The organism is Rhodococcus sp. P4_C10, assembly GCF_056402135.1.
In genome coordinates this window covers 248,668-273,433 of record NZ_JBFUHZ010000016.1, presented here as the reverse complement: position 1 = coordinate 273,433, position 24,766 = coordinate 248,668, and the positions used below count along the sequence as shown (strand labels likewise).

The 24,766-nt window shown below is 70.7% G+C and carries 26 protein-coding genes; 19 read left to right on the top strand and 7 right to left on the bottom strand.

What is annotated here, in order from left to right; translation table 11 throughout:
- Positions 1-8 precede the first annotated feature (8 nt).
- Positions 9-596 carry a TetR/AcrR family transcriptional regulator gene (locus AC1DWC_RS14100; protein WP_477908889.1) on the bottom strand — a complete coding sequence of 196 codons (588 nt, stop codon included), beginning with the start codon at positions 594-596 and terminating at the stop codon, positions 9-11.
- A gap of 167 nt (positions 597-763) precedes the next feature.
- Between AC1DWC_RS14100 and AC1DWC_RS14095 the strand changes: the two genes are divergently transcribed.
- The 5 genes from AC1DWC_RS14095 (at position 764) to AC1DWC_RS14075 (ending at position 6,898) form a co-directional block, all read left to right on the top strand.
- Positions 764-1,519 carry a phosphoglyceromutase gene (locus AC1DWC_RS14095; RefSeq protein WP_477908954.1) on the top strand — a complete coding sequence of 252 codons (756 nt, stop codon included), beginning with the start codon at positions 764-766 and terminating at the stop codon, positions 1,517-1,519.
- A gap of 157 nt (positions 1,520-1,676) precedes the next feature.
- The gene (locus AC1DWC_RS14090; RefSeq protein ID WP_477908887.1) at positions 1,677-2,951 is read left to right on the top strand and encodes a sensor histidine kinase; all 1,275 of its coding nucleotides are present in this window, start codon (positions 1,677-1,679) and stop codon (positions 2,949-2,951) included.
- Entirely contained in the window at positions 2,948-3,637 is a 690-nt protein-coding gene (locus AC1DWC_RS14085) for a response regulator transcription factor (RefSeq protein WP_072842603.1), read from the top strand. Before AC1DWC_RS14090 ends, AC1DWC_RS14085 begins: the two co-directional genes overlap by 4 nt.
- A gap of 167 nt (positions 3,638-3,804) precedes the next feature.
- Positions 3,805-5,136, top strand: coding sequence for an MFS transporter (locus tag AC1DWC_RS14080; RefSeq protein WP_477908884.1), 1,332 nt, complete (start codon positions 3,805-3,807; stop codon positions 5,134-5,136).
- Between the two features lie 76 nt (positions 5,137-5,212).
- Positions 5,213-6,898 (top strand): class I adenylate-forming enzyme family protein, encoded by a 1,686-nt coding sequence (locus AC1DWC_RS14075; RefSeq protein ID WP_477908882.1) that lies wholly within the window; start codon positions 5,213-5,215, stop codon positions 6,896-6,898.
- A 46-nt stretch (positions 6,899-6,944) separates the two neighbouring features.
- Here AC1DWC_RS14075 and AC1DWC_RS14070 read toward each other — a convergent pair whose 3' ends face one another.
- The 4 genes from AC1DWC_RS14070 to AC1DWC_RS14055 form a co-directional block, all read right to left on the bottom strand.
- On the bottom strand, positions 6,945-7,841 hold the full coding sequence (locus AC1DWC_RS14070) for a LysR family transcriptional regulator (RefSeq protein WP_477908880.1): 897 nt from the start codon (positions 7,839-7,841) through the stop codon (positions 6,945-6,947).
- Position 7,842: 1 nt separating this feature from the next.
- Complete coding sequence (locus AC1DWC_RS14065; protein ID WP_477908878.1) at positions 7,843-8,718, bottom strand: LysR family transcriptional regulator; 876 nt, start codon at positions 8,716-8,718, stop codon at positions 7,843-7,845.
- 425 nt (positions 8,719-9,143) lie between these two features.
- Entirely contained in the window at positions 9,144-9,503 is a 360-nt protein-coding gene (locus AC1DWC_RS14060) for a hypothetical protein (RefSeq protein WP_477908876.1), read from the bottom strand.
- Between the two features lie 105 nt (positions 9,504-9,608).
- Complete coding sequence (locus tag AC1DWC_RS14055) at positions 9,609-10,394, bottom strand: DUF3109 family protein (protein ID WP_477908952.1); 786 nt, start codon at positions 10,392-10,394, stop codon at positions 9,609-9,611.
- Between the two features lie 66 nt (positions 10,395-10,460).
- Between AC1DWC_RS14055 and AC1DWC_RS14050 the strand changes: the two genes are divergently transcribed.
- From AC1DWC_RS14050 to AC1DWC_RS14040, 3 genes are read left to right on the top strand one after another with little or no spacing between them, the layout of a single operon-like run.
- Entirely contained in the window at positions 10,461-11,411 is a 951-nt protein-coding gene (locus tag AC1DWC_RS14050; protein WP_477837911.1) for a Ppx/GppA family phosphatase, read from the top strand.
- The gene (locus AC1DWC_RS14045; protein WP_477908874.1) at positions 11,408-12,778 is read left to right on the top strand and encodes a ribosomal eL19 family protein; all 1,371 of its coding nucleotides are present in this window, start codon (positions 11,408-11,410) and stop codon (positions 12,776-12,778) included. Before AC1DWC_RS14050 ends, AC1DWC_RS14045 begins: the two co-directional genes overlap by 4 nt.
- Before the next feature lie 10 nt (positions 12,779-12,788).
- The gene (locus AC1DWC_RS14040) at positions 12,789-13,670 is read left to right on the top strand and encodes a sugar phosphate isomerase/epimerase family protein (protein WP_477837909.1); all 882 of its coding nucleotides are present in this window, start codon (positions 12,789-12,791) and stop codon (positions 13,668-13,670) included.
- Between the two features lie 91 nt (positions 13,671-13,761).
- Here AC1DWC_RS14040 and AC1DWC_RS14035 read toward each other — a convergent pair whose 3' ends face one another.
- Complete coding sequence (locus tag AC1DWC_RS14035; RefSeq protein ID WP_072842614.1) at positions 13,762-14,181, bottom strand: hypothetical protein; 420 nt, start codon at positions 14,179-14,181, stop codon at positions 13,762-13,764.
- Between the two features lie 132 nt (positions 14,182-14,313).
- Between AC1DWC_RS14035 and AC1DWC_RS14030 the strand changes: the two genes are divergently transcribed.
- The 7 genes from AC1DWC_RS14030 (at position 14,314) to AC1DWC_RS14000 (ending at position 19,908) form a co-directional block, all read left to right on the top strand.
- Positions 14,314-14,961, top strand: coding sequence for a MerR family transcriptional regulator (locus AC1DWC_RS14030; RefSeq protein ID WP_477908871.1), 648 nt, complete (start codon positions 14,314-14,316; stop codon positions 14,959-14,961).
- Positions 14,958-15,818, top strand: coding sequence for a thioesterase family protein (locus tag AC1DWC_RS14025; protein WP_477908869.1), 861 nt, complete (start codon positions 14,958-14,960; stop codon positions 15,816-15,818). Before AC1DWC_RS14030 ends, AC1DWC_RS14025 begins: the two co-directional genes overlap by 4 nt.
- Positions 15,819-15,869: 51 nt before the next feature.
- On the top strand, positions 15,870-16,706 hold the full coding sequence (gene proC, locus AC1DWC_RS14020; protein ID WP_477908867.1) for a pyrroline-5-carboxylate reductase: 837 nt from the start codon (positions 15,870-15,872) through the stop codon (positions 16,704-16,706).
- A 190-nt stretch (positions 16,707-16,896) separates the two neighbouring features.
- Positions 16,897-17,130, top strand: a complete 234-nt coding sequence (locus AC1DWC_RS14015; RefSeq protein ID WP_072842822.1) for a helix-turn-helix domain-containing protein — start codon at positions 16,897-16,899, stop codon at positions 17,128-17,130.
- A 186-nt stretch (positions 17,131-17,316) separates the two neighbouring features.
- Complete coding sequence (locus AC1DWC_RS14010) at positions 17,317-17,418, top strand: 30S ribosomal protein bS22 (protein ID WP_003402602.1); 102 nt, start codon at positions 17,317-17,319, stop codon at positions 17,416-17,418.
- Between the two features lie 376 nt (positions 17,419-17,794).
- Positions 17,795-18,868, top strand: a complete 1,074-nt coding sequence (locus AC1DWC_RS14005; protein WP_477908950.1) for an NAD-dependent epimerase/dehydratase family protein — start codon at positions 17,795-17,797, stop codon at positions 18,866-18,868.
- A complete protein-coding gene (locus AC1DWC_RS14000) occupies positions 18,865-19,908 on the top strand; it encodes a lysophospholipid acyltransferase family protein (protein ID WP_477908865.1) in 1,044 nt (347 codons plus the stop codon). The genes AC1DWC_RS14005 and AC1DWC_RS14000 overlap by 4 nt, the downstream gene beginning before the upstream one ends.
- 60 nt (positions 19,909-19,968) lie before the next feature.
- On the opposite strand, the gene AC1DWC_RS13995 is transcribed toward AC1DWC_RS14000, so the two are convergent.
- A complete protein-coding gene (locus tag AC1DWC_RS13995) occupies positions 19,969-20,970 on the bottom strand; it encodes an HAD family hydrolase (protein WP_477908863.1) in 1,002 nt (333 codons plus the stop codon).
- A 149-nt stretch (positions 20,971-21,119) separates the two neighbouring features.
- Here AC1DWC_RS13995 and AC1DWC_RS13990 point away from each other — a divergent pair, with 149 nt between their 5' ends.
- The 4 genes from AC1DWC_RS13990 (at position 21,120) to hemC (ending at position 24,723) form a co-directional block, all read left to right on the top strand.
- Positions 21,120-21,380, top strand: coding sequence for a glutaredoxin family protein (locus AC1DWC_RS13990; RefSeq protein WP_072842621.1), 261 nt, complete (start codon positions 21,120-21,122; stop codon positions 21,378-21,380).
- A 168-nt stretch (positions 21,381-21,548) separates the two neighbouring features.
- Positions 21,549-22,355 carry a redox-sensing transcriptional repressor Rex gene (locus AC1DWC_RS13985; protein ID WP_477908861.1) on the top strand — a complete coding sequence of 269 codons (807 nt, stop codon included), beginning with the start codon at positions 21,549-21,551 and terminating at the stop codon, positions 22,353-22,355.
- A complete protein-coding gene (locus AC1DWC_RS13980) occupies positions 22,352-23,755 on the top strand; it encodes a glutamyl-tRNA reductase (RefSeq protein ID WP_072842623.1) in 1,404 nt (467 codons plus the stop codon). Before AC1DWC_RS13985 ends, AC1DWC_RS13980 begins: the two co-directional genes overlap by 4 nt.
- On the top strand, positions 23,752-24,723 hold the full coding sequence (gene hemC / locus AC1DWC_RS13975) for a hydroxymethylbilane synthase (protein WP_072842624.1): 972 nt from the start codon (positions 23,752-23,754) through the stop codon (positions 24,721-24,723). Before AC1DWC_RS13980 ends, hemC begins: the two co-directional genes overlap by 4 nt.
- Positions 24,724-24,766 lie beyond the last annotated feature (43 nt).

Sequence of the window (24,766 nt, the reverse complement as noted above, 5' to 3'; positions counted from 1 at the left end):
AGGAGCCGTCAGATGAGGCCTGCGCGCGCGGCGGCCAGGGCGGCGTCGGCGGCGCGGACCGCGTCGTGTTCGGTCACCGGCTCGTGGGCGATGAAGAGTCGGTAGTAGACCGGGGCCACCGCGAATCTGATCAGGTCCTCGGCGGCGACGGTGGCCGGGAGTTCGCCGCGGGCGACGGCGCGGCGGACCACCTCGGCGGATTGGGCATGGCGGGCGGCGTAGAAGCGGTGGAGAGCCTGCGCGGCCGCCGAATTCTGGGTGGCCGCGGCGATGAATGCGGACGCGACGGGCCCGGCTTCGGGGTCGCCGAAACCGGTGCGGACAAGGTCGGTGATTCCGCGGAGATCGCCTTCGATGGCGCCGGTGTCGGGGACGGGCCACGGTTCGGACGCGGCGAGTTCGAGGGCGTCGGCGATCAGGCCTTCGGGGGTGCCCCAACGGCGGTAGACCGTGGTCTTGTGGACGCCGGAGCGCTGGGCGACGTTGTCGATCGTCAAACCCTGGTAGCCGTTCAGGGTGAGCTCGGCGAGGGTGGCCGTGCGGACCGTGTCGCGTACCCGGGCGCTGCGGCCGCCGGGGCGCTTCTGTGGCTCCACGACAACTCCTATTGCGATAGTCCGGTCGGGCGGTGTCCTTAACGCTACATTAGTAGCGATTGCAGTCAAGCTTGATTCTCCGCCGAGTCGCCGCCGGCTCGAACGCTGCCCGGTCGGCGTGAACGGAGTCGCTGCCGCGGACGGTGGCCGTCGGCGGCCATGTCAGGATTGACCGCATGAGTACCGGAACCCTTGTGCTGCTCCGCCACGGCGAGAGCGAATGGAATGCGCTGAACCTGTTCACCGGCTGGGTGGACGTCCACCTCACCGACAAGGGCATCGGGGAGGGCAAGCGGGCCGGCGAGCTCCTCAAGGAGCACGACCTGCTGCCGGACGTGCTGTACACGTCGCTGCTGCGTCGCGCGATCAACACCGCCAACCTGGCCCTCGACGCCGCCGACCGGCACTGGATCCCGGTCGTGCGCGACTGGCGTCTGAACGAGCGGCACTACGGCGCCCTGCAGGGCAAGAACAAGGCCCAGACCAAGGCGGAGTACGGCGACGACCAGTTCATGCTCTGGCGTCGCAGCTACGACACCCCGCCGCCGGCCATCGAGGCGGGCAGCGAGTACAGCCAGGACACCGACCCGCAGTACGCCGACATCGGCGAGGTCCCGCTGACCGAGTGCCTGCTCGACGTGGTCAAGCGGCTCATCCCGTACTGGGAGGACACCATCTCCCAGGATCTCAGGGCCGGTAAGACCGTCCTGGTCACCGCCCACGGCAACTCGCTGCGCGCGCTGGTCAAGCATCTGGACGGCATCTCCGACGAGGACATCGCCGGCGTGAACATCCCCACCGGGATCCCGCTGCGCTACGACCTCGACGAGAACCTGAAGCCGATCAACAAGGGCGGCACCTACCTCGATCCCGAGGCCGCCGCGGCCGGTGCCGCGGCCGTCGCCAGCCAGGGCGCGAAGTAGCCGACGATGTTGCTGACCCGGACCCTCCCGTGACGGCGGAGGGTCCGGGCGAACGCCAGGTGAACAGCCGGGAAACGGGGCTCGGCATGCCCGTGACGTGCGGAGAAATGCCCGCACCCGGCTTCGGCGGGGGTTCACCGAACCGTACGATTCAATTGTGAACATCGTTCAGGCCGTGTTGCTGGCCGTGGCCGCCGGTGTCGGTGGCTATCTGGTCGGTGGCGTCCTGGTCCCATGGCTGCGGCGGCGCTTCGCCCGCCGGGAGGCGGAACAGTCCGGCCTCACCATGTCCCAGGTGCTCGACCTGATCGTCCTCGCCTCCCACAGCGGCATCGCGGTGGTCGACGCCTTCCAGGACGTGGTCCTGTTCAACCCGCGTGCCGAGGAACTCGGACTGGTCCGCAACCGGCTGGTCGACGAGCGGGCCTGGGTCGCCGCGAACCGGGTCCTCGACACCGGTGAGACCGTGGAGATCGACCTGAGCCTGCGCGGTTCCGGCCGTGGACGCGGCAAGATCGCCGTCCGCGGGATCGCGCGCCTGCTCAGCGAGGAGGACCGCCGCTTCGTGGTGCTCTTCGCCGACGACGACTCCGAACAGGTCCGGATGGAGGCCACCCGCCGCGATTTCGTGGCGAACGTCAGCCACGAACTGAAGACCCCGGTCGGGGCGATGGGCCTGCTGGCCGAGGCGCTGCTCGAGTCCGCCGACGATCCCGAGTCGGTGCGACACTTCGGCGAGCGCGTCCTCACCGAGTCGAAGCGGCTCGGCAACATGGTCGGCGAACTGATCGCGCTGTCCCGGCTGCAGGGCGCCGAGAAGCTGCCGGACCTCGACGTCGTCGACGTCGACGAGGTGGTCGAGGAGGCGATGCGCCGCTCGCGGGTGACGGCCGAGGCCGCCGGCATCGAGGTGACCGCGGACCGGCCGAGCGGGCTCGAGGTGCTGGGCGATCGCACCCTGCTGATCACCGCGCTGTCGAACCTGGTGGAGAACGCCATCGCCTACTCGCCCAAGGGCTCCCCGGTGTCGGTCAGCCGCACCCGCCGCGGCGACGAGGTGGCGATCGCCGTCACCGACCGCGGCATCGGCATCGCCAAGGAGGACCAGGAGCGGGTCTTCGAACGCTTCTTCCGGGTGGACAAGGCGCGGGCCCGGGCCACCGGCGGCACCGGTCTGGGCCTGGCGATCGCCAAGCACGTCGCGGCCAACCACAACGGCTCGATCACGCTGTGGAGCAAGCCGGGCACCGGTTCCACGTTCACCCTGTTCATCCCGGGCCACCAGGAGACGGCCGTCGACGACGAACTCCTCGACGACGAGCCGCCGGTGCATCCCGAGATCCCCGAACCCACCGTTACACCAGGCAAGACCGTATCGATCGACAACACTGTGCGGCCGCAGGCCGCAACGAATTTGGAGGCCAACCGGTGACGAACGTGCTGATCGTGGAGGACGAGGAGTCGCTGGCCGACCCGTTGGCGTTCCTGCTCCGGCGGGAGGGCTTCGAGGCGACGGTGGTCGGCGACGGCCCGTCCGCGCTGGCCGAGTTCGACCGGGCCGGTGCCGACATCGTCCTGCTCGACCTGATGCTGCCGGGCATGAGCGGCACCGACGTCTGCAAGCAGTTGCGGGCCCGGTCCGGGGTGCCGGTCATCATGGTCACCGCCCGCGACAGCGAGATCGACAAGGTGGTCGGGCTGGAGCTGGGCGCCGACGACTACGTCACCAAGCCCTACTCGGCGCGCGAGCTGATCGCGCGGATCCGTGCGGTGCTGCGCCGCGGCGCCGACAACGACGTGGACGGGGCGCTCGCCGACGGCGTGCTCGAGGCCGGTCCGGTGCGGATGGACGTGGACCGGCACACCGTGCTGGTCAACGGGGACGCCGTCACCCTGCCGCTCAAGGAGTTCGACCTGCTCGAGTACCTGCTGCGCAACTCCGGCCGGGTGCTCACCCGTGGTCAGCTGATCGACCGGGTGTGGGGCTCGGACTACGTGGGCGACACCAAGACCCTCGACGTGCACGTCAAGCGCCTGCGCTCGAAGATCGAGGCGGACCCGGCCAAGCCGGAACACCTGGTCACGGTGCGCGGGCTGGGGTACAAGCTCGAGGGCTGATCCGACGGACCCGTCCGCCGCGGATCCATAGGCAGACGTGTTCGGTCGCTTCGTCGACTGCGTATTGATCGGGCGTGAAACGGGCCGTTGAATAGAACGTGATGTGATCCACGGCACTACGGGGTGGGTCGGGCGATTGGCTCACCCCGCGACCGAAGAGGGGCAACATGACGTCTATCCCGGCGCTCGACAAGTCGGAGGCAACTCCGGCCGAGCAGGACTTCCGGCCAGGTGAGGCCGGTGGCCTGTTCACGCGACGCCGGGCCTGGGGCCTGACCGGGCTCCTGGTCACGCTCGGCACGATCAACAACGCCGACAAGGCAGTGCTGGGCATCATCGCGCAGCCGCTGGCGAAGGACCTGGGCCTCACCGCGTCCCAGATCGGCCTCGCCGGCAGCCTCTTCTTCCTGACCTTCGCCATCGGCGGGTTCTTCGCGGGTACCGTCAATCGCCTTGTCTCGCTGCGCTGGGCGCTGGTGATCCTCGCGCTGGGCTGGTCCCTGACGGTACTGCCACTGATCGTCTCCGCTTCGTTCGTGGTTCTCATCGTCAGTCGGCTGGTGCTGGGACTGTTCGAGGGTCCTGCCGCCGCGCTGAGCCTCACCGCGGCGTACTCCTGGCACGAGCCGTCCAAGCGTGGCCTGCCGGGTGCGCTGATCGCGGGGGCGCAGTCCATCGCGAAGATCGCGATCGCGCCGGCGCTGGCCGTGGTCACCGCGACATTGGGGTGGCGCGCCGCGCTGAGCGTCCTGGCCGTGGCCGGCCTGATCTGGTGCGTCGTTTGGATATTCACCTGGCGCGAGGGTCCGTACATCCGACGGGAGTCGGCGAAGGCCGAGCCGGCGGAGACCGAGGCGAGCGAACCCACCGTCCCGTGGCGCAAGATCTTCCTCAACCGGACGTTCATCTCTGCGGCGGTCCTCATCACCAGTTGCTACGCGATGGTCGCGGTGGTCCTCACCTGGCTGCCGTCGTACTTCGAGCTGGGTCTCGGTTTCAGCCGGCTGCAGGCGGGCCTGATGTTCGCGATCCCGAGCACCGTCGGCCTGGTCCTGATGCTCTCGATCTCCACGATCAGCGACCGGCTGCTGGTCCGCGGCGCCTCCCTCCGCACGGTTCGCATCGTGATGCCCGTCGTCGGCGTCTTCATCTGCGGACTGCTGCTGTTCCTGCTGCCCTCGATCGGTTCGGCGCCGCTGGCGGTCGTCGTGGTCTCCGTCGGGTACGGCTTCTGCACCCCGGTGATGCCGCTGTTCAGCGCGATGATCTCGGACCTGTGCCCGCCGCGCCAGACGGCAGGCACGCTCGGCTTCTTCCTGGCGATCATGGCGACCGGTGGCCTGGTTGCGCCGTACGCCACCGGCGTCATCGTCGACCACGCCCCGACCGCGGCACAGGGGTACGCCCTCTCGTTCCAGATCCTCGGCGCGATCGCCGCGGCCTGTGCGGTGCTCGTCCTGATCCTGGCGAATCCGGCCCGAGACCGCCAGCGCGCCTGACCGGTTCGCCGCGGCGGCTGCCGACCAGCCGCGGCCGCCGTGTTCGCCGAGTTCCCCGGGGGATTGGAGAGCAACAATGCTGATTACGAGAACCGACTTCTTCGCCGGGTCCATCGACTACCCGGAGGTCACCACGGTCCGGCTGCCGGAGACCGCGGCCCGGCGCTACGGGGACCGGGTCGCATTCGTGCTCGGCGACACGACCCTGACCTACGCGGAGTTCGGTTCGCGTACCGGATGTTTCGCCGCCGCGTTGCACGGCGCCGGGATCGGCCGAGGCGACGTGGTGCTGATCCACCTGACCAACGGCATCGAGTTCGTCGTCGCGTACTACGGCTCGCTGCGGGCCGGTGCGACGGTGTCCCTGGTCAACCCGATCCAGCCGGTCGCCGGGCTGCGGCACCAGCTGCGCGACACCGCCGCCCGCGCCGTGGTGACGCAGGCCGCGCAGTACGAGAACGCCGCCGCGGCCGCCGCGGGCACCGCGGTGGAGTTGACGATCGTGCATCGGCTGGCCGGTGCGTCCGCGACCCGGTCCCCGCATTCGGGCGGCGTCGTCGACTACGACGAGTTCGTGTCGGGGGCGCCTGCGGAGTACACCTGCCTCGACGTGACGGGCGACGAGGTCGCGCACCTCGCCTACACCGGCGGCACCACCGGCGTCTCGAAGGGCGTGCGGGTGCTGCATCGCAACATCGTGGCGAACCTGGCCCAGACGATGACGGCGAGGTCGGGTCTGACGCTGGTGCGCGAGCCCGACGGGCTGATCGGGTTCGCGGACCGGGTTCGCGAACCGTCCTGGGACTTCGGCCTCGGTACCGACGTGTCGATCGTGGTGTCCCCGCTCTTCCACGCGCATGCGCTGATCGGGATGAACACCCAGTTGCTGGCGGGGGCCACCAACGTCTTCGCCGGCAGGTTCACCCCGGCCGGGATGCTCGAGCTGATCGACCGGCACCGGGTCACTGCGATCGCCGGCAGCCCGGCGATGTGGCACGCGCTGACCGCACATCCGGACGCCGTCCGCCGCGACCTGACCTCCGTGCGGCTGGTCACCTCCGGCGCGGCACCGATCGACCTGTCGACCCTCGCGGCGCTGCGTGCCACCTTCCCCCGGGCCCGGGTGGGCGAGGGGTACGGGATGACCGAGGCGACCGCGCTGGTGACGGGGTCGCCGATGATCGGGCGATACCCGGCCAAGGACGGCAGCGTCGGGGTCCCGATGTTCGACACCGAGGTCCAGGTCCGGGCCCTGGACGGCTCGGGAGCGGTGCTGGGCGCGAACGAGCCTGGCACGCTGTGGGTCCGCGGACCACAGGTGGCCGCCGGCTACCTGAACCGGCCGGACGAGACCGCCCAGCAGTTCGTGGACGGCTGGCTCGACACCGGCGACGTCGGGCACATCGACGAGGACGGTTTCGTCTTCATCTCCGACCGGATCAAGGACATGCTGATCTACAAGGGGTACAACGTCTATCCCCGCGAGATCGAAGAGGTGCTTCTCACGCATCCGGGTGTGCACTCGGCCGCTGTGGTGGGCCGCGCGACGGCGGGGGTCGGGGAGGAGCCGGTCGGCTTCGTCGTACCGGCGCCCGGCTCACGGGTGACACCCGAAGAGCTGATGGACTTTGTTGCCGCACAGGTGCTTCCGTACAAGAAGCTCCGTGAGGTGGTGCTGTTGGACGAGCTTCCGATCACGCCCACGGGCAAGATCGTCAAGGCTGCGCTGCGCGAGCGACTGCGCGAGCAGGTCGCGGTCTGACCCGGGGGCCGTCCGGCCGGCAGCAACCGGCGGCCGGGGGCGCCGGCTAACCGGGTGGGCCGGAGAACGGCGAACGCTCCCGGACCACCGCCAGGAACTCTCGGGCGACGACGGAGAGTCGGTCCGGGTCGAACGTGAGGCCCATGGCCCGGTTCAGCGGCGGCGCGATGGGCCGCACGACCGCCTGCTCGGCCATCGACTCGGCGGTCGACCGTTCGACCACGGCGCCACCGACTCCCGCGACGACGAGCGGAAGCCGGGACTCGCGGTGCTCGACCATCGCGGCGCTCGGCGGCGCCTCACCGACCTTCTGGATCTCGTGCTGGACCCGTCGGGCGACGACGGTACGGTCGTCCGACAACCAGACCATCGGGATCCGGGGGAGCACCGCGAGTGGAACCGGGCCCGGCGGCAGCACGGTGCCGGGCGGGTAGGCCAACCAGTACTCGTGCACGGTCAAGGTGAGGGACTGCAGGGCCTCGGCCTCGGGCAGCGGGATGTGGCTCGCAACGAACTCGCAGTGGCCGTCCCGGATCAGTTCGACCGGCGCGGTGTCGTCGCGAAACTCCTTGATGTGCACGATGACCCGCGGGTGCAGGGCGCGGAACGCGGCGATCGTCTCGGCCAGCGCGGTCAGGCCCAGCATCGGCATCGCCATGATGTCGAGGCGTCCGACCAGCGACGCACTGGTCGAGGCGAGGTTGTACTTGGCCGCGGCCGTGTCACGCAGGATCTGACGCCCGGGTCCGAGCAGCGCACGACCGGCGGAGCTGAGGACCATGCCCCGGCCCAGTCGGTGAAACAGCGGGACGCCGAGTGCCCGCTCGAGGCTCCGGATGCCGGTCGAGATCGTCGGCTGTGCGACGCCCAGGGTCAGGGCCGCGCCGGCGATCCCGCCGTGGTCGACGACGGCCAGGAAGTACTCGATCTGTTTCAGGTCCACGTCATTCGCCCCAGTCCTGGGCGCCGGCCAGTTGCAGGAACGCCTCCGCGGCCGGCGACAGCGGCGGTTTGCGCGTCAGCAATGCGACCGTCTGGGTCAGCGGAGGGTCCACGGATCGCACTGTGACGGCGGGCAACTGGCTGGCGGCCACCGCGCGCGAGACGATGGTGGCGCCGGCGCCGAGGCGGACCAGGTCCCAGGTCAGGCTGGGGCGGGTGGAGTCCACCACGACGTTCTCCGCGTTCTCGGCCAGCAGGTCGGGGGTGAGTCCGTTGCCGGGCACACTGCCCAGGTCGACGATCAGGGGTACCGACCGGACCGCTTCTCGCGGAACGGGATCCGGCAGTGTTGCGGCGAGGGCCTCGGGCAGTGCGAGCATCAGTTCCTGTTCGCCGAGCGACACCGCCTGCAGGGGGCTGTGGTCGCCGACGAGGCTGCTGATGCCGACCTCGGCCCGCCCCTGCCGGAGCGCGGTGAACACGCCCTCGGGTCCGGCGGTGTCGAAGATGGTCACGGTGATGCGGGGATGCCGCTCGCGGAAGCGTCGCACCAGGTCCACCGTCGGGTCGATCGCGAAGGTCGAGTACGTCACCAGTTCCAGTGAACCCGCACGCAATTCGCGGACGGCGTCGACCTTGTCGCGGGCGGCACCGAGGTCGGCGAGCAGGCGGCGGGCGGCGGCGTCGAAGTCCCGGCCCGCGGGAGTGAGCACGAGCCGCCTGCCGACCCGTTCGAAGAGGGGGCTGCCGAGGTTCCTCTCCAGGGTGCGGATGGCCTGCGAGAGCGACGGCTGCGTGATGTAGAGCGACCGCGCCGCCGCGGTGACGCTGCCATGGTCTACCACCGCTACGAAGTAGTTGACCAGGTGAAGTTCCACCGGTCGAGCATAGTGCGGCGGCCGGTCCGCCCGGCCCTGCCCGACCCGTTTCGGGCGAGCGCTGCGCGGCGCCGCAGGAGCCGGACACAGCGGACGAGTTGCCCGTCGACGACCTGCTGACCGGGTTCGGCGTGGCAGCAGCGCTCGGGGAGCTGGGGGACCTGGGCGATCTGGGGGACACGGGGAACCCCGGACCCGCTGACGATGTTCGACGACCTCGCGGCGCTCGGCGACTACCTCGACGCCGCGGCGGGCGAGGCGACACGGCTCACCGACAGGACGGAGGCCGACCGATAAAGCTCTCGACGCGAGCGTGGCGACCTTTCCGGCGTCGCGTGGCCGGCCGCGGGCGGCAAGACCCCGTGCCCCGTCATGGCCGGTCCGGGCCCGCGCGCTGGATCTGGCGGACCAGGACCGGCAGGCGGTCAGCTGCTGGGGGCGTCGAACGGGTTGTAGACCCACACGGCGCGCATCGGGGCCTTCATCACCGGGACCAGGTCGTGTCGGACGCCGGCGGGGTCCGACTGCCGGCAGGCGACACCCACATAGTGGCCGTCGCCCTTGCACTCGATGGTCCGGGTGGTGCCGAACGGGCTCAGCACGATCGCCTTGTCTGCCTTGTCGGTGAAGGCACCGGGATCCAGCGGCGCGACGAATGTGCTGGTCTTGTCGTTGTAGGTGTTCCAGCCGTACGGGTCGTCCGGACTGACCGCGGACGCGGCGGGCGCCAGCGTCAGTGCGGCGCCTGCGGCCAGGGCCGCGACGGCGACTACGTGCTTGAACATGATGTCCCCTCACCGGGAACACCGGCGTGCCCCTCGCAGGGTATGTCGGACGGCGACGAGGTGGGCGTTACCGGCCCGGTGCCGGCTGCGCGCGGTTTTGCCGGCTCAGCGACCGCGGGCCTCGCGGGCGGCCGTCGTCGCGGGGTGCACCGCGATCAACCCGAGGCCGGCCCGGCGGCGGCAGTGCTTGGCCAGTTCCTGGTACACCTCGTCGCCGAGCAGTTCGGTCAGCTCCGGGGCGTAGGACTGCCACACCGGCTTCGCGCCCACGTGTGCGTCGGGCGAACCGGAGCAGTACCAGCTCAGGTCCTCGCCGCCCTCGCCCCAGCCGCGCCGGTCGTACTCGGTGATGGTGGTCTTGAGCACCTGCTCGCCGTTCGGCCGGTCCACCCACTCCTGGGTGCGGCGGATCGGGAGCTGCCAGCACACGTCCGGCTTCACCTCGAGCGGCTCGATGCCCTTGCGCAGCGCCATCGAGTGAAGCGCGCAGCCGATACCGCCTTCGAAGCCGGGTCGGTTGAGGAAGATGCAGGCGCCCTTGTAGCGCCGGGTCCGCACGGCCGGCTCGTCGTCGAGGTCGTCCTCTTCGACGTAGCCCTTCTTGCCCAGGCCCTTGTCGATGAACTGCCAGTCCTGCGCGGTGAGCAACTTCACTGACTTGTCGAGCTTGTCCCGGTCCTCGGCGTCGGAGAGGAAGGCGCCGTGCGAGCAGCAACCGTCGTCCGGCCGGTCGGCCACCGTGCCCTGGCACGCGGGGGTGCCGAAGACGCAGGTCCAGCGGGAAAGCAGCCAGGTCAGGTCCGCGACGACGACGTGCTCCGCGTTCGACGGATCGACGAACTCGATCCACTCGCGGGGGAAGTCGAGGTCGACTTCGGGGGTCGGCACCATCTTGTCCGAGGGCACGGTATTGCCTGCTGTCACAGTGCCCGACGGTAGACCCAGTACCGTGGTCACGTGCGTTTAGGGGTGCTCGACGTCGGAAGCAACACAGTTCACCTGCTCGTGGTGGATGCCCACAGGGGCGCCCATCCCACGCCGATGAGCTCAACCAAGTCCACGCTGCGGCTCGCGGAGAACACCGACGACCGTGGCGACATCACCGAGGCCGGTGCCGACCGCCTGGTCGCCGCGGTCGGCGACTTCGCCAGCATCGCGTCCACCTCGGGGTGCGGCGAGCTGATGGCCTTTGCCACCTCGGCGGTGCGGGACGCGAACAACTCGGAGGCCGTGCTGGCGCGGGTCCGAGAGGAGACGGGGGTGCGGCTCGAGGTGCTCTCGGGCGTCGACGAGGCCCGGCTGACCTTCCTCGCGGTGCGCCGCTGGTACGGCTGGAGCGCCGGCCGGATCATGAACTTCGACATCGGCGGCGGTTCGCTCGAGCTCACCAGCGGCGGCGACGAGGACCCGGACGTCGCCTTCTCGCTGCAGCTCGGTGCCGGCCGCCTGACCCGGGACTGGCTGTCCGCCGACCCGCCGGGCAAGCGTCGGATCGCGGTGCTGCGGGACTGGCTGGACGCGGAACTGGTGGAGCCGGCGAAGGAGCTGCGGGCCGCGGGGACGCCGGACCGCGTGGTCGGGACGTCCAAGACCTTCCGGTCGCTGGCCCGACTCACCGGCGCCGCGCCCTCCGCCGCCGGACCGCGTGTGCGTAGGACACTGACTTCGAGTGGTTTGCGGCAGCTGATCGCGTTCATCTCGCGGATGACGACCGCCGACCGCGCCGAACTGGAGGGAGTGAGCGCCGACAGGTCGCAGCAGATCGTGGCCGGCGCACTGATCGCGGAGGCGACCATGCGGGCACTGTCGGTGGACGAACTGGAGATTTGTCCGTGGGCGCTGCGCGAAGGACTGATCCTGCGCAAACTGGATACTGAGATGGGCGGCGAACTGGTGGTGGCGCGATGAGCGAGGGTTCGGAGAACACGGGCCAGATCTCCGTTGCGGAACTTCTTGCCCGCAACGGACAGCAGGTCGAGTCTCGTGGCGGTCGGCGGCGTCGTGGCGTCGCCGGTGGCATCACTGTGGCGGAACTGACCGGCGAGATCCCCGTGGTGCGGGACCGCCCGGAGCCTCCCGAACCGCCTGCCCCCGCGCCGGTGGTGGTGGCCGTGCCGGAGCCGGCTCCCGCGCCGGCAGTGGTCGAGCCCGCGTCGCCGGTCGCGGTCGAGTTGCCGGCCACGCCCGAGGCGGCCCCGAAGCCGGCGGCGGCCCCGAAGTCCGAGTCGGCTCTGAAGTTCGAGGCGGCGCTGAGGTCCGGCGCGGCCCCGAAGGCGGAGCCGCCGGCGCCCGCGGTGCCGGCCCCGCCCGTGGCGGCCCCGAAGCCGGAGGTGGTCGCGAAGCCGGTGGCGGCGCCGAAGTCCGAGTCGGCCCTGAAGTTCGAAGCGGCGCTGAACTCGAAGGCGGCGCCCAAGGTCGAGGCGCCGGCCAAGACCGAGACGGCGGCCAGGCGCGAGGCGGCGGCCAGGCCCGAGACGGCGGCCATGCCGCTGACGGCGGCCATGCCGCAGATGCGGACGATCACGCCCGCGGCGTCCCGCGCGGCCACCCCGACGGCGCCGGCCGAGGAAGACCACACGCAGGCGATCCCGGCTCTGGACAAGGCCGTCCTGGCCAAGGCGGATGCCGCGCGCAAGTCCGGCCCGGCCAAGAGCGGGGCGGCGACAGGGAAGGCCGCGACAGAGAAGCCGGCGGCGAAGGCGCTCGGGAACTCCGCCCGCACGGCGGGCGCGTTCACGCCGTTCGCCGGCAGCGAACCGGCCTTGCTGTCCGGGGCCTCGCCCCAGGACGAACCGCTGCGGAAATCCGGGGCAGGGCGCACCGCGCGCAACGAGACGCTTGACGACGCCCGGGCGCAGGTCCACACCACCGGCGAGTTCCCGCGAATCACCGACGCGGACGGGGGCCACAGGTCACGACGCGGCAAGTCTGCCGACGACGCCGCACCGGAGGCCGAAGCGGACACCGCAGCGGACGACTCCGCGTTCGACGAAAGCGAGGCGGCCGAGGGCAGCCCGGCTCGCCAGTGGGCGGTGCTGGCCGGGCAGGCGCTGGTCGCGGTCGTCGCGGGCGGACTGCTGTTCAAGGGCTTCGAGACGCTGTGGGAGATGCTGCCCTGGGTGGCGCTGGTGCTCGCAGTGCTGGTGATCGCCGGACTGGTCGCGGTGGTCCGGATCCTGCGCCAGACCGACGACATGGTGAGCCTGCTCATCGCGGTGATCGTCGGGGTGTTCGTGACGATCGGCCCACTGGCCTTCGTACTCAGCTCGAGTTGACGGGGTAGACATGGCGACAGACGGCGGCCGGAACGGTAACAGGCAAATTCTGGTGGGGCTGTCGACCGCCTCTGCCTACCCGCAGAACACCGAGGCCGCCTTCGAGTTCGCGGCCGAGCTCGGCTACGACGGCATCGAGCTGATGGTCTGGGCGGAGTCCGTCAGCCAGGACATGAACGCGGTCAAGCGACTGGTCCGCAAGTACGCGGTCCCGGTGCAGGCCATCCACGCGCCCTGCCTGCTCATCTCGCAGCGGGTGTGGGGAGCGGACCCGGTCGCCAAGCTCGAGCGTTCGGTGCGGGCAGCGGAGGCGCTCGGCGCGCGGACCGTGGTGGTGCACCCGCCGTTCCGGTGGCAGCGGCGTTACGCGGACGGCTTCGCGGACCAGGTGCGTGACCTGGAGGAGCGCAGCGACGTGGTGGTCGCGGTGGAGAACATGTTCCCGATGCGCACGGACCGGTTCTGGGGCACCAAGACGGCCTCGGCGCAGCGTCTGGAGAAGCGCGGCGGCCCCGGTCGCGGGGTGTCCGCCTTCGCGCCGTCGTACGACCCCACCGACACCGGGCACGCCCACTACACGCTGGACCTCTCGCACACCGCGACCGCGGGCATGGACGCGCTGGAGTTGGCCGGGCGGATGGGGAGCGGCCTCAAGCACCTGCACCTCGCCGACGGTCGCGGCGCGTCAGCGGACGAACACCTCATCCCAGGGCACGGGACCCAGCCGTGCGCGCAGGTGTGCCGGCACCTGACCGAGAGCGGGTTCGACGGTCAGGTGGTGCTCGAGATCAACACCCAGAACGCGCGGACTCGCGCCGAGCGGGCATCCATGCTGGGTCAGTCGTTGAGCTTCGCCCGCGAACACCTCGCGGTGCGGCCCGCCACCGCCTGACGCACCCTCGCGGTACGTCCGATCTCGCGTCGGGGAGGCATTCGGTCAACCCGGCGCGAGTGCTGACAGTCGACCCGGCGGGGGTATCGGCTCAACCCAGTGCGCTGACGCCGGCGACGGTTGTCGCGACGCCGGCGACGACCAGTCCCGCCACCAGCACCGCGAACCCGGCCCACACCGAGCGGATCCACGCGTTGGGGCGCTGCGGGTCCTCGCCGAGCACGGACAGGAAGAACCCCGCCGGCACCAGGATCGCGGCGGAGAGCACCAGGATCGAGCCGACGGCGGACCACGTCGCGGCCACGCCGGCGGCCTGGGTGAGCAGCGCGACCACCAGGCCGAGGGTCACCAGCACACCCGCGTGCGCGTGGCCAGCCCGGAACATCGTCTTCTGCAGGGCGTTCGCGCCCCGGCTTCCGGTGACGATGCGGAGCATGAACGTGCCGCCGAAGGCGATGCCCACGACGGTGAGCACGGTGACACCCGCGACGACGGTGAGAACGGGATCCATGACAGGGCTCCTCGATCGGTGGCAGATTGACCCGGCGTAGCAATGGATAGCTCCGGTATCTAGTATTGGATACTAGAACTGTCCAACAGGGTCGTCAACGGCCGACGATCCGACCACCCGTCCGGAGGTTCGATGCGTGTATCCGAGCTGGTCGAGCGGTCCGGGCTGCCGCTCGCGACGATCAAGTACTACCTCCGCGAGGGCGTCCTGATGCCCGGCGAGGCGACCAGCGCGACCCAGTCCCGGTACGACGAGAGGCACTTGCGCCGCCTGTCGCTGATCAAGGCGCTGGCCGGCGCCGGTCTGCCGATCCACAAGATCCGCGTCATCGTCCGGCTGACCGAGAATCCGGGAGACGACCTGTTCGAGACGCTCGGCCGGGCCGTCGCGGCGCTTCCGCCGTACCCCGACCCGGACGTCCCGGCCCCGCGGGAGAACCCCCGGGCGCAGTGGGCGCTCGAGCACCTCGGCCAGGTCTACGACCCGCGTTTCCCGGCAGTCGGGCAGCTCGACCGGGCGCTCGCGGCGGTCGAGGCGGTCGGCATCCCGATGACCGTCGAACGCCTCGACAACTACGGCCGGCACGTCCAGGCGATCGCCGAGTTCGACCTCGCGCACATGCCGGTCGGGTCCACGGAGGCCGCGGTCGAGTACGCGGTGCTCGGGACCGCGGTCTACGAACCCGTGCTCGCCGCCATGCGCCGCCTCGCCCACCAGGACATCGCGTCCCGAACCCTGACGGCCGAGCCGTCGCAACAGCTCCGAGAGGACACCACATGAGCGCTCCCTCCATCCTCACCTCCACCCGGCCGTTCGCGGACCTGACCACGCTCACCGACCTCGGGGAGGGCAACTTCGGCGCCGTCGTCGACGCGGTCTGGACGATCGGCCCCAAGGTCCACGGCGGCTGCATGATGGCCGTCTGCGCCGTCGCCGCCCGCGACGCGATCCGTGCGTCGGGCGACGACGCCGGCGCGATGCAGCCGATCTCGGTCAGCGCCAGCTACGTCAGCGCTCCGGACCCGGGCGAGGTACGCCTGGCCACCACCGTCCGCAAGCGCGGCCGGCAGGTCTGCCTGGTCGACGTGGACCTGTACCAGGGGGACCGTCTCGCCGTCTCGGCCGCCGTGACCCTCGGCGTCCTGGACGTCGGCGAGCCCCGGCACCAGGTGCCGCTCGCGGTGGCGGACCTGTCCGCAGAGCCGCCCGCGGACGCCGTCCACATCGTCCCGGACCACCCGATGGGTCAGATCGTGCACGTGGCCAAGGGATGCGACCTGCGGGTGGACCCGTCCGCCGCGCGGTTCCTGGCGGGCGAGCAGGGCGACCCGGTGAACCGGATGTGGGTCCGGCCCTTCGCCGAGGACGAGGCCGATCCCGACGTCGCGCTGCTGTTCGCGCTGATGACCGGCGACATCAGCGCCCCGGTGACGATGAACCGGGGCATGTTCGGCTGGGCACCGACCGTCCAGCTCACCACCTACCTGCGCCGGCGCCCGGCACCCGGATGGCTGCGGGTGATGGCCAGCGCCACCGTCCTCGGCGACACCTGGTTCGAGGAGGACCACGTGGTGCTCGACCAGACCGGGCAGACGGTCGTTCAGAGCCGTCAGCTCGCGATGATCCCGAAGGGCTGATGGGCGGACCTGCGTGGCCACACCCGTGGGTGGGCTGGCAGGCTGGCGGGCATGACGAGAATTGCAGTGATCGGTGGCGGCCGGATCGGCGAGGCGCTGATCTCGGGGCTGTTGAAGGCCGGGCGCGCGGCTCGGGACCTGGTTGTCGCGGAGTCGTTCCCGGCCCGCGCAGCCGAGCTGGCGGAGCAGTACGCGATCCGGGTGACGACCGTCGCGGACGCGGCCGAGGGCGCCGACGTGGTGGTCATCGCGGTCAAGCCGGGCGACGTCGACGCAGTGGTCGCGCAGCTGGCGGCCGGTGACCTCGACGGCGAGCGCGAGCAGCTCATCGTGACGCTGGCCGCCGGCCTGCCGACCTGGCGGTACGAGAACAAGCTGCCCGCCGGCGTCCCGGTGGTCCGGGTGATGCCGAACACCCCCATGTTGGTGGGTGAGGGTGTCAGCGCGATCGCCGCGGGCCGCTTCGCCAAGGCGGAGCACCTGGAGACGGTGCGGGAGCTGCTCGGGTCCGTGGGCAAGGTGGTCACCGTGACGGAGGCGCAGATCGACGCCGTCACCGCGGTCTCGGGTTCCGGCCCGGCCTACTTCTTCCTGGTCGCGGAGGCGATGGTCGACGCGGGCGTGAGCCTCGGGCTCACCCGGGCGACGGCTTCCGAGCTCGTGGTGCAGACGATGGTGGGCTCGGCGGCCATGCTGGCGGAGTCCGGTGAGTCGGCGACCGAGCTGCGCGCGGCGGTCACCTCGCCCGGCGGCACCACCGCCGCCGCGGTGCGTGAACTCGAGCGGGGCGGGCTGCGTACGGCGTTCTACGACGCGCTCACGGCCGCGAAGGTGAAGTCGGCGGCCCTGGGCGCCCCGACCGAGAAGGCGGGCGTGTCGGCCGAATAGGGCCTCGGCCTCCCGTGGCTCGCCGAGGCGCGGGAGGCCGGCCGGTGTCGAATCCGGAATTCACACCCGTTTTCGCTCACACCCGTCGCATCAACACCATCTGTCCCGGTAAACTGCGGTTAGCACGTGCGTGTCTGTACCGCCGGAGGGGAAGCCGGCGGCGCGACATGTGCCGGAGGTATACAAGTTAATGGTGTCTACAAGTAAGTCGAAGGGATCGGCCGGAGACGGTCAGCCTGTCCTCGGTGGCACGCAGTTCCTCACGGTCGCCGAGGTGGCGACCCTGATGCGGGTTTCCAAGATGACGGTGTATAGGTTGGTGCACAGCGGCGAACTGCCTGCGGTTCGGGTCGGTCGCTCGTTTCGAGTACATGCGAAGGCAGTGCACGACTACCTGCAGACGTCGTATTTCGACGCGGGCTGAAGTCTCGTAAGCCACGCTCGGTTTCGGCGGAGCAGGGCGACACCGGTACGATGAATAATCGTCGTGCCAGCCGGTGTCGTCAGGCGCTGGGCTAGTGGATGGTGGCTACAGCGCCAGATTCGTAACGCACGCGTACGTAACCGGCGTGCGCAGGAACGCTAGAGAAGAACGTGAGGGACACCCGCCATGGGTTCAGTTATCAAGAAGCGACGCAAGCGCATGTCGAAGAAGAAGCACCGCAAGCTGCTTCGTAGGACGCGAGTGCAGCGTAGGAAGCTCGGTAAGTAGTTCGCCGAGCTGCAGGCACGCCGATCTGGCGTGTGGGCCGTGTGCCCCGTCGATGCCCGTCACCGTAAGGTGGCGGGCATCGCTGCGTTCGGGGTGCGGTGTTTCTGCGGTACTGCGTTTTCTGGGCTACCGCGTTTCGGGGGTGCCCGGCCGCGGTGTGACGGGTCTCTGGGTGGGTCTGCCGGAATCGTCGTATTCGTCTCGATCGATTCTGACCGGCCTTGGAAATAATGCGTCTTCGTCAGTAAAACAGCAGGTGGATGGCGTGTTTCAGTAGCGTTAATCTTTCTCGGACCCGGCGTCGTCGGGGTTAGGCTCGCAGGGGAGCGGGTCGTGGCGTCAGCCACAGTTGGTCGATCACGAACGGGGTGTGGGAGTGGTGGCAGGCGGCGATCGAGGGGTGCAGCGCCCCGGGGTAGTGCTGGTGACAGGGGCGAGCAGGTTCTTCGGCGGCTACCTGGTGACCAGGCTCGCGCAGGATCCGAGCATCGAACGAGTGATCGCGGTCGACGCCGTCTCCCCGAGCAAGGACATGCTCCGCCGGATGGGGCGCGCCGAGTTCGTCCGCGCGGACATTCGCAACCCGCTCATCGGCAAGGTGATCCGCGGCGCCAAGGTCGACACGGTCGTCCACGCGGCGACCATCGACAAGGCGCCCAAGTCCGGCAACCGGACCGCGATGAAGGACATGAACGTCCTCGGCGCCATGCAGCTGTTCGCGGTGTGCCAGAAGTCCCCGGACGTCCGCAAGGTGGTGGTGCGGTCCTCGAGCGCGGTCTACGGCTGCAGCGCGAAGGACCCCGCCAAGTTCACCGAGGAGATGAGCGCCCGGACGCCGCCGCGGGGTGCCTTCGCCCAGGACACCATCGAGATCGAGGGGTACGCACGCGGGCTGGGCCGGCGGCGCCCGGAGATCGCGGTGTCACTGCTGCGGATGGCGCCGCTGGTCGGCCCGCGACTGCACGGCACGGTCTCGCAGTTCCTGAACTCGCCGGTCGTCCCGATCATCATGGGGCGCGACGCCCGGATGCAGTTGCTGCACGAGGAGGATGCGCTGGCGGCCCTGGAACGGGCCACGGTGGCCGGGCCGGCCGGCACCTTCAACGTGGCCGCCGACGGCGTCGTGATGCTCTCCCAGGCGATCCGCCGCGCGGGCGGCGTCGCGGTGCCGGTGCCGTATCCGCTGTTCCGGACCCTCGGCCGGGCGGTGATGGGATCGGTGATGCGGGACTTCACCAACGAGCAGCTGGACTACTACCACTTCGGCTGCGGCCTCGACACCCACCGGATGCGCGCGGAGCTGGGATTCGAGCCGCGCTGGACGTCGCTGCAGGCGATGGACGACACGATCCGGGGCGCGGGCTTCAGTCCCGTCATCAGCAAGGAATGGCTGCGCTCGGTGGAATCCGGCGTGGGCCGGCTGGTCGGGGCTACGGGGGCGACGCGATGAGTGACGCGGCGAACGAGGCGAACGAGGTGGCGAAGGTCATTCCGCTGCACAGCGAGTCCGGGCCGCGTCGGGTGCGTGCCCGGCACAGCGGCGTACCGGTCACCCCCTCCGAGCCGACCGAACTGTTCACGGTTCCGCCGGCGTCGGCCGACACGGATGCACCGGGGCTGGCCGGCGCGCTGCTCGACTCCGCGCGGGGGATGGTCGCGGACCAGGTGGTGGCGACGGCCGAGTTCATCCGCCGCCGCCTCACCGGCGACTACCAGGTCGACGAGTTCGGTTTCGACCCGCACTTCACGGAGAACGTGTGGCTGCCGCTGCTGCGCCCACTGTTCGACTCGTGGTTCCGGGTGGAGGTCCGCGGCATCGAGAACGTGCCCGCCGAGGGCGGCGCGCTGGTGGTGGCCAACCACGCGGGCGTGGTGCCGATCGACGGGTTGATGACCTCGGTGGCGATGTTCGACCACCACCCGGCGCACCGGCCGTTGCGGATGCTGGCCGCGGACATGGCATTCGAGATGCCGGTGGTCGGCAACATCGCCCGCAAGGCGGGCCACACCCTGGCCTGCAATCCGGACGCCGAGCGACTGCTGCGCGGCGGCGAGGTGGCGGCGGTGTTCCCGGAGGGTTTCAAGGGGATCGGGAAGCCGTTCAGCGAGCGCTACAAGCTGCAGCGCTTCGGCCGGGGCGGCTTCGTCAGCGCCGCGATCCGGACCGGCGCCCCGATCATCCCCTGCTCCATCGTCGGGTCGGAGGAGATCTACCCGAAGATCGGCGACATCAAGTCGCTGGCCCGGCTGCTGGGGATGCCGTACTTCCCGGTGACGCCGTTCTTCCCGCACCTCGGTCCGCTCGGGCTGATCCCGCTGCCGTCGAAGTGGTACATCGAGTTCGGTGAGCCGATCGTCACGGACTCCTACGACACGGTCGCCGCGGAGGACCCGATGGTGCTCTTCGAGGTCACCGACCACGTCCGCGAGAACATCCAGCAGACGCTGTACCGGTTGCTCGCCAAGCGTCGCAACGTGTTCATGGGCTGACCCGGCCACGCCGCCCGTGGCGACCCCGCCCTGCGGGGGAGGGATCGCCACGGGTGCCGGTCAGTGCTTGCGACGACCGATCACCGAGGCCAGGGCGCCGCCGAGCGCACCGAGTGCCAGCGCGGTCGGCACGCCGACCTTCGCGGCCTTGCGCCCGGTGCGGTAGTCCCGGATCTCCCAGCCGCGGGTCTTGGCGACTTCCTTGAGATCGGTGTCGGGATTGATGGCGACCGCGGTGCCGACCAGCGAGAGCATCGGCACGTCGTTGTGACTGTCCGAGTAGGCCGTGCACCGCTTGAGGTTCAGGCCCTCGCGCACGGCCAGGGTGCGCACGGCGTGCGCCTTGCCGGGTCCGTGCAGGATGTCGCCGACCAGGCGGCCGGTGAACTTGCCCTGCTCGCTCTCGACGACGGTGCCCAGCGCGCCCGTCAGGCCGAGTCGCTTCGCGATCACCTGCGCCAACTCGACCGGGGTGGCGGTGACCAGCCAGACCTGCTGCCCGGCGTCGAGGTGCATCTGGGCCAGCGCCCGGGTGCCCGGCCAGATCTTGTCGGCGATCAGTTCGTCGTAGATGTCCTCGCCGAGCCGGGTGAACTCTGCGGTCTCGCGTCCGGCGATGAAGGCCAGCGCCTTCTCCTTGCCGCTCGCGACGTCGCCGCTGTTCTCCTTGCCGGTGACCCGGAACTTGACCTGCTGCCAGCCGAACCGGGCCATGTCGCCGTAGGAGATGTACTTGCGGGCGGCCAGGCCGCGGGCGAAGTGGATGATCGACGCGCCCTGGACCATGGTGTTGTCGACGTCGAAGAATGCGGCGGCGGTCAGGTCCAGCGGCACCGCGGGCGCGGTGTCCGGGGTCCCGGCGCCCGCCTCGGCGGCGACGGCCTCGGTCTCGGCGGCGTGCAGCGCGATCGCGGCGTCCGCGCTCGCCTCGCCGGCCCGGTTGGCCCGTAGTTGTGCGTCGCTGGGACCGAGCGGGACCCTGCCGCGCTTGCGGAACGGCACCGCTCCGCCGAGCCAGCCGGCGCTCACCCCCGATCCCGTCGGCCGTGATAGCCCAGGCACTCGCACCTCCTGTGATCGCCGATTCTGCGGTAACCCTATCCCCAGCACCGAGGGTGCACCGGGCGGAACGCACCGGCAACCGACGGCTGTGATATCCGTCTCCGCAGATCGGTGCAGGAGGTGCCCGCGGCCGGTGGCACAGTGGACGCATGACCGCCGTGGCACACACCATCACCCTGCTCACCCGGGCCGGTTGCGGCTCCTGCGAGACCGCGCGGGAGCAACTGCTGCCGTTGTGTGAGGAATTCGGCATTGTCCTCGAATCCGTCGACGTCGACGAGGCGGCCGCGACGGATCCCGAGCTGCGGGCGGAGTACGGGGATCGGCTGCCGGTGGTGCTGCTCGACGATCGGGAGCACAGCTACTGGGAGGTCGACGAGGTCAGGCTCCGCTCGGATTTGACAATCTGAGGCCGACCTGCGAACCCCGGTGGGCGGTCGCTGCGCAGGTCGCAGCGGGTGTTGCCGGGATCCGGCGACTTTGTGCAGAGCTTCACAAGCAGTTACCGTGGTGTCACCAGTCCCCCCGGATCAACCTGATGACCGGCCGTGTGCATGGCCGGACGAGGAGCCATCGAAGTGACCGAACAGCACCAGCCGCATGGGTTCGCTGCCCGTGGTGTCGCGGGAGCTGAGGGGGGCGCTCGACTCGGTGCCGACAGGGCGGCCCGGCCGGCCGACGCGGCACGCTCGGACGCCACCGTGCGCGACCTGCCGCAGGCCACCGTCACCAGGCTCGCGACCTACCTCCGGGTGCTCGGCCAGATGGCCGACGACGGCACGCTGATCGTCTCCAGCGAAGAACTCTCGACGGCCGCGGGCGTCGGTTCGGCGAAGCTGCGCAAGGACCTTTCCTTCCTGGGCCCCAACGGGGTCCGCGGAGTCGGCTACGACGTGTCCCGGCTGCGCGCCCGCATCGAGGAGGCCCTCGGGCTCGACCGCGGCCACCGGGTGGTGCTCGTCGGCGTCGGCAGCCTCGGTCAGGCGCTGGCCCGGTACGGCGGATTCGGACGCCGCGGTTTCACGATGGCGGGCCTGTTCGACCGGGATCCGGAGCGGATCGGCAGTACCGTCGACGGACTCGTCGTGCGCGACGTCGCCGAACTGGAGTCGGCGTGCCGCGCCCTCGGCGCGACGATCGGGGTCATCGCGACCCCGGACGACTCGGCCCAGGAGGTGTGCGACCAGCTGGTGAAGGCCGGTCTGCGATGCATCCTCAGCTTCGCCTCGTCGCCGCTGGAGGTGCCCCGACACGTCGAGATCCGTCGGGTGGACCTGGCCGTCGAGATGCAGGTTCTCTCGTTCCACAGCGCCCGCAACGCCGAGACGGACCCGGACGCGACAAGCTCGACTTCGACAACGAATGGATCGGTGGCTGCTCCGTGAGTGTTCTCCTGGTCGGGATTTCGCATAGAAGCGCTCCCGTGTCCGTCCTCGAGCGGGTCGCAATCGGCGACACGGATCGGCCCAAGCTGATCGACAAGATGCTCGAGTCGTCGCACGTCTCCGAGGTGATGATCGTCTCGACCTGCAACCGGGTCGAGGTCTACGCGGTGGTCGACGCGTTCCACGGCGCCCTCGGCGCCGTCGGCGAACTGCTGGCCGAGCACGCCGGACTGGACCTGACGGACCTGACCAAGCACGCCTACGTCCGCTACAGCGAGGCCGCGGCCGAGCACCTGTTCGCGGTCGCGAGCGGCCTGGACTCGATGGTGATCGGCGAGCAGCAGATCCTCGGCCAGATCCGCACGGCCTACGCCACTTCCGACGGCCAGCAGGCCGCGGGCCGCACGCTGCACGAACTGGCCCAGCAGGCGCTGCGCGTCGGCAAGCGGGTGCACTCCGAGACCGGCATCGACCGGGCAGGCGCGTCGGTGGTGTCGGTGGCGCTGGACCGGGCCGCCGAGCTGCTCGGCGGCGCGCTGACCGGCCGGACCGCGGTCGTGCTCGGCGCGGGCGCGATGGGCGGGCTGTCCGTCGCGCACCTGACCCGGGCCGGCATCGGACGCATCCTCGTGGTCAACCGCACCCGCGACCGCGCCGAGCGCCTCGCCGAGACCGCCCGCGGAAACGGCATCGAGGCGGAGACGGTGGAGCTGAGCGAGCTGCCGTCGGCGATGGCGCAGTCGGACGTGCTGGTGACCTGTACCGGCGCGGTCGGCGCCGTGGTGACCCTCGCGGACACCCACCGCGCGCTGGCCCAGCTCGGCCGCGAGGCGGACCGCCCGCTGGTGATCTGCGACCTCGGCCTGCCGCGCGACGTGGAGTCACCCGTCGCCGGGCTGCCGGGCGTCACCGTGTTCGACATGGAGTCGCTGCAGCGGGACCCGGCCGCCGGGGCCGCGGCCTCCGACGCCGACGCCGCACGCGAGATCGTCGCGGGCGAGCTCGCCACCTACCTGGCCGGTCAGAGGCTCGCGGAGGTCACCCCGACGGTGACGGCGCTGCGTCAGCGCGCGGCCGACGTCGTCGAGGCGGAGCTGCTCCGGCTCGAGTCCCGGCTGCCGGGCCTCGACGACCCGCAGCGCGACGAGGTCGCGCGCACCGTGCGGCGCGTCGTGGACAAGCTGCTGCACGCCCCGACGGTGCGGGTCAAGCAGCTCGCCGCCGCGCCCGGCGGAGACCAGTACGCGGCCGCGCTGCGGGAGCTGTTCGAGCTGGCGCCGGGTTCGGCGGAGGCCGTGGCCGCGCCGATGGAGATCCGGGCCGTCGAGCTCGCGGACGATTTCACCGCCGGCCACGAGGCCGACAGTGCAGAGATTTGGCGTAAGGGGATGCAGGCATGACCGCGACCGCCCAGCCGGCCGGCGAGACCAGGGTGCGGACCCTGCGGATCGGCACCCGCGGCAGCCTGCTCGCGACCACCCAGGCGGGCACCGTCCGGGACGCGTTGATCGCCGCCGGCCATCCCGCCGAACTGGTGATCGTCAAGACCAAGGGCGACGTCACGCCGGGTCCGGTGCAGCGCATCGGCGTCGGCGTGTTCACCGCGGAACTGCGCGAGGAGCTCGCCGCCGGTCGCGTGGATGTCGCCGTGCACTCGTACAAGGACCTGCCCACCGCGCCCGACGAGCGGCTGGTCATCGCCGCGGTGCCGGGCCGCGAGGACCCGCGCGACGCGCTGGTGGCCCGCGACGGACTGGTGCTCGGTGAGCTGCCCGCCGGCTCGAAGGTGGGGACGTCGGCCCCGCGCCGCCGGGCCCAGCTGCGCGCGCTCGGGCTGGGACTCGACATCCAGGAGCTGCGCGGCAACATCGACACCCGCATCGGCAAGGTCCAGTCCGGCGAACTCGACGCGATCGTCATCGCGCGTGCCGGGCTGTCCCGGATCGGTCGCCTCGACGTGATCACCGAGACGCTCGACCCGGTGCAGATGCTGCCGGCGCCGTCCCAGGGCGCGCTGGCCGTCGAGTGCCGGGCGGACAACCCGGAACTGATCGCGATCCTGGCCCGGCTCGACGACGCCCACGCCCGTGCGGCCGTCGTCGCCGAGCGCAGCCTGCTCGCCGAACTCGAGGCAGGCTGCACCGCGCCGGTCGGCGCGATCGCCGAGGTCGTCGAGTCCATCGACGACGACGGCCGGGTCTTCGACGAGTTGTCGGTCCGCGGCTGCGCGGCCGCACTGGACGGCTCGGACTCGATCCGGGCATCGGTGGTGGGCCCGCCCGACCGTGCCGAGGAGCTGGGCCGGGCCTTGGCCCGCGAACTGCTCGACCTCGGCGCCCGCGAGTTGATGGGTGTCGCCGATGTGTAGATCGTCGAAACCCAGGCGGGCCAGGCACCACCCCGGTCCGCAG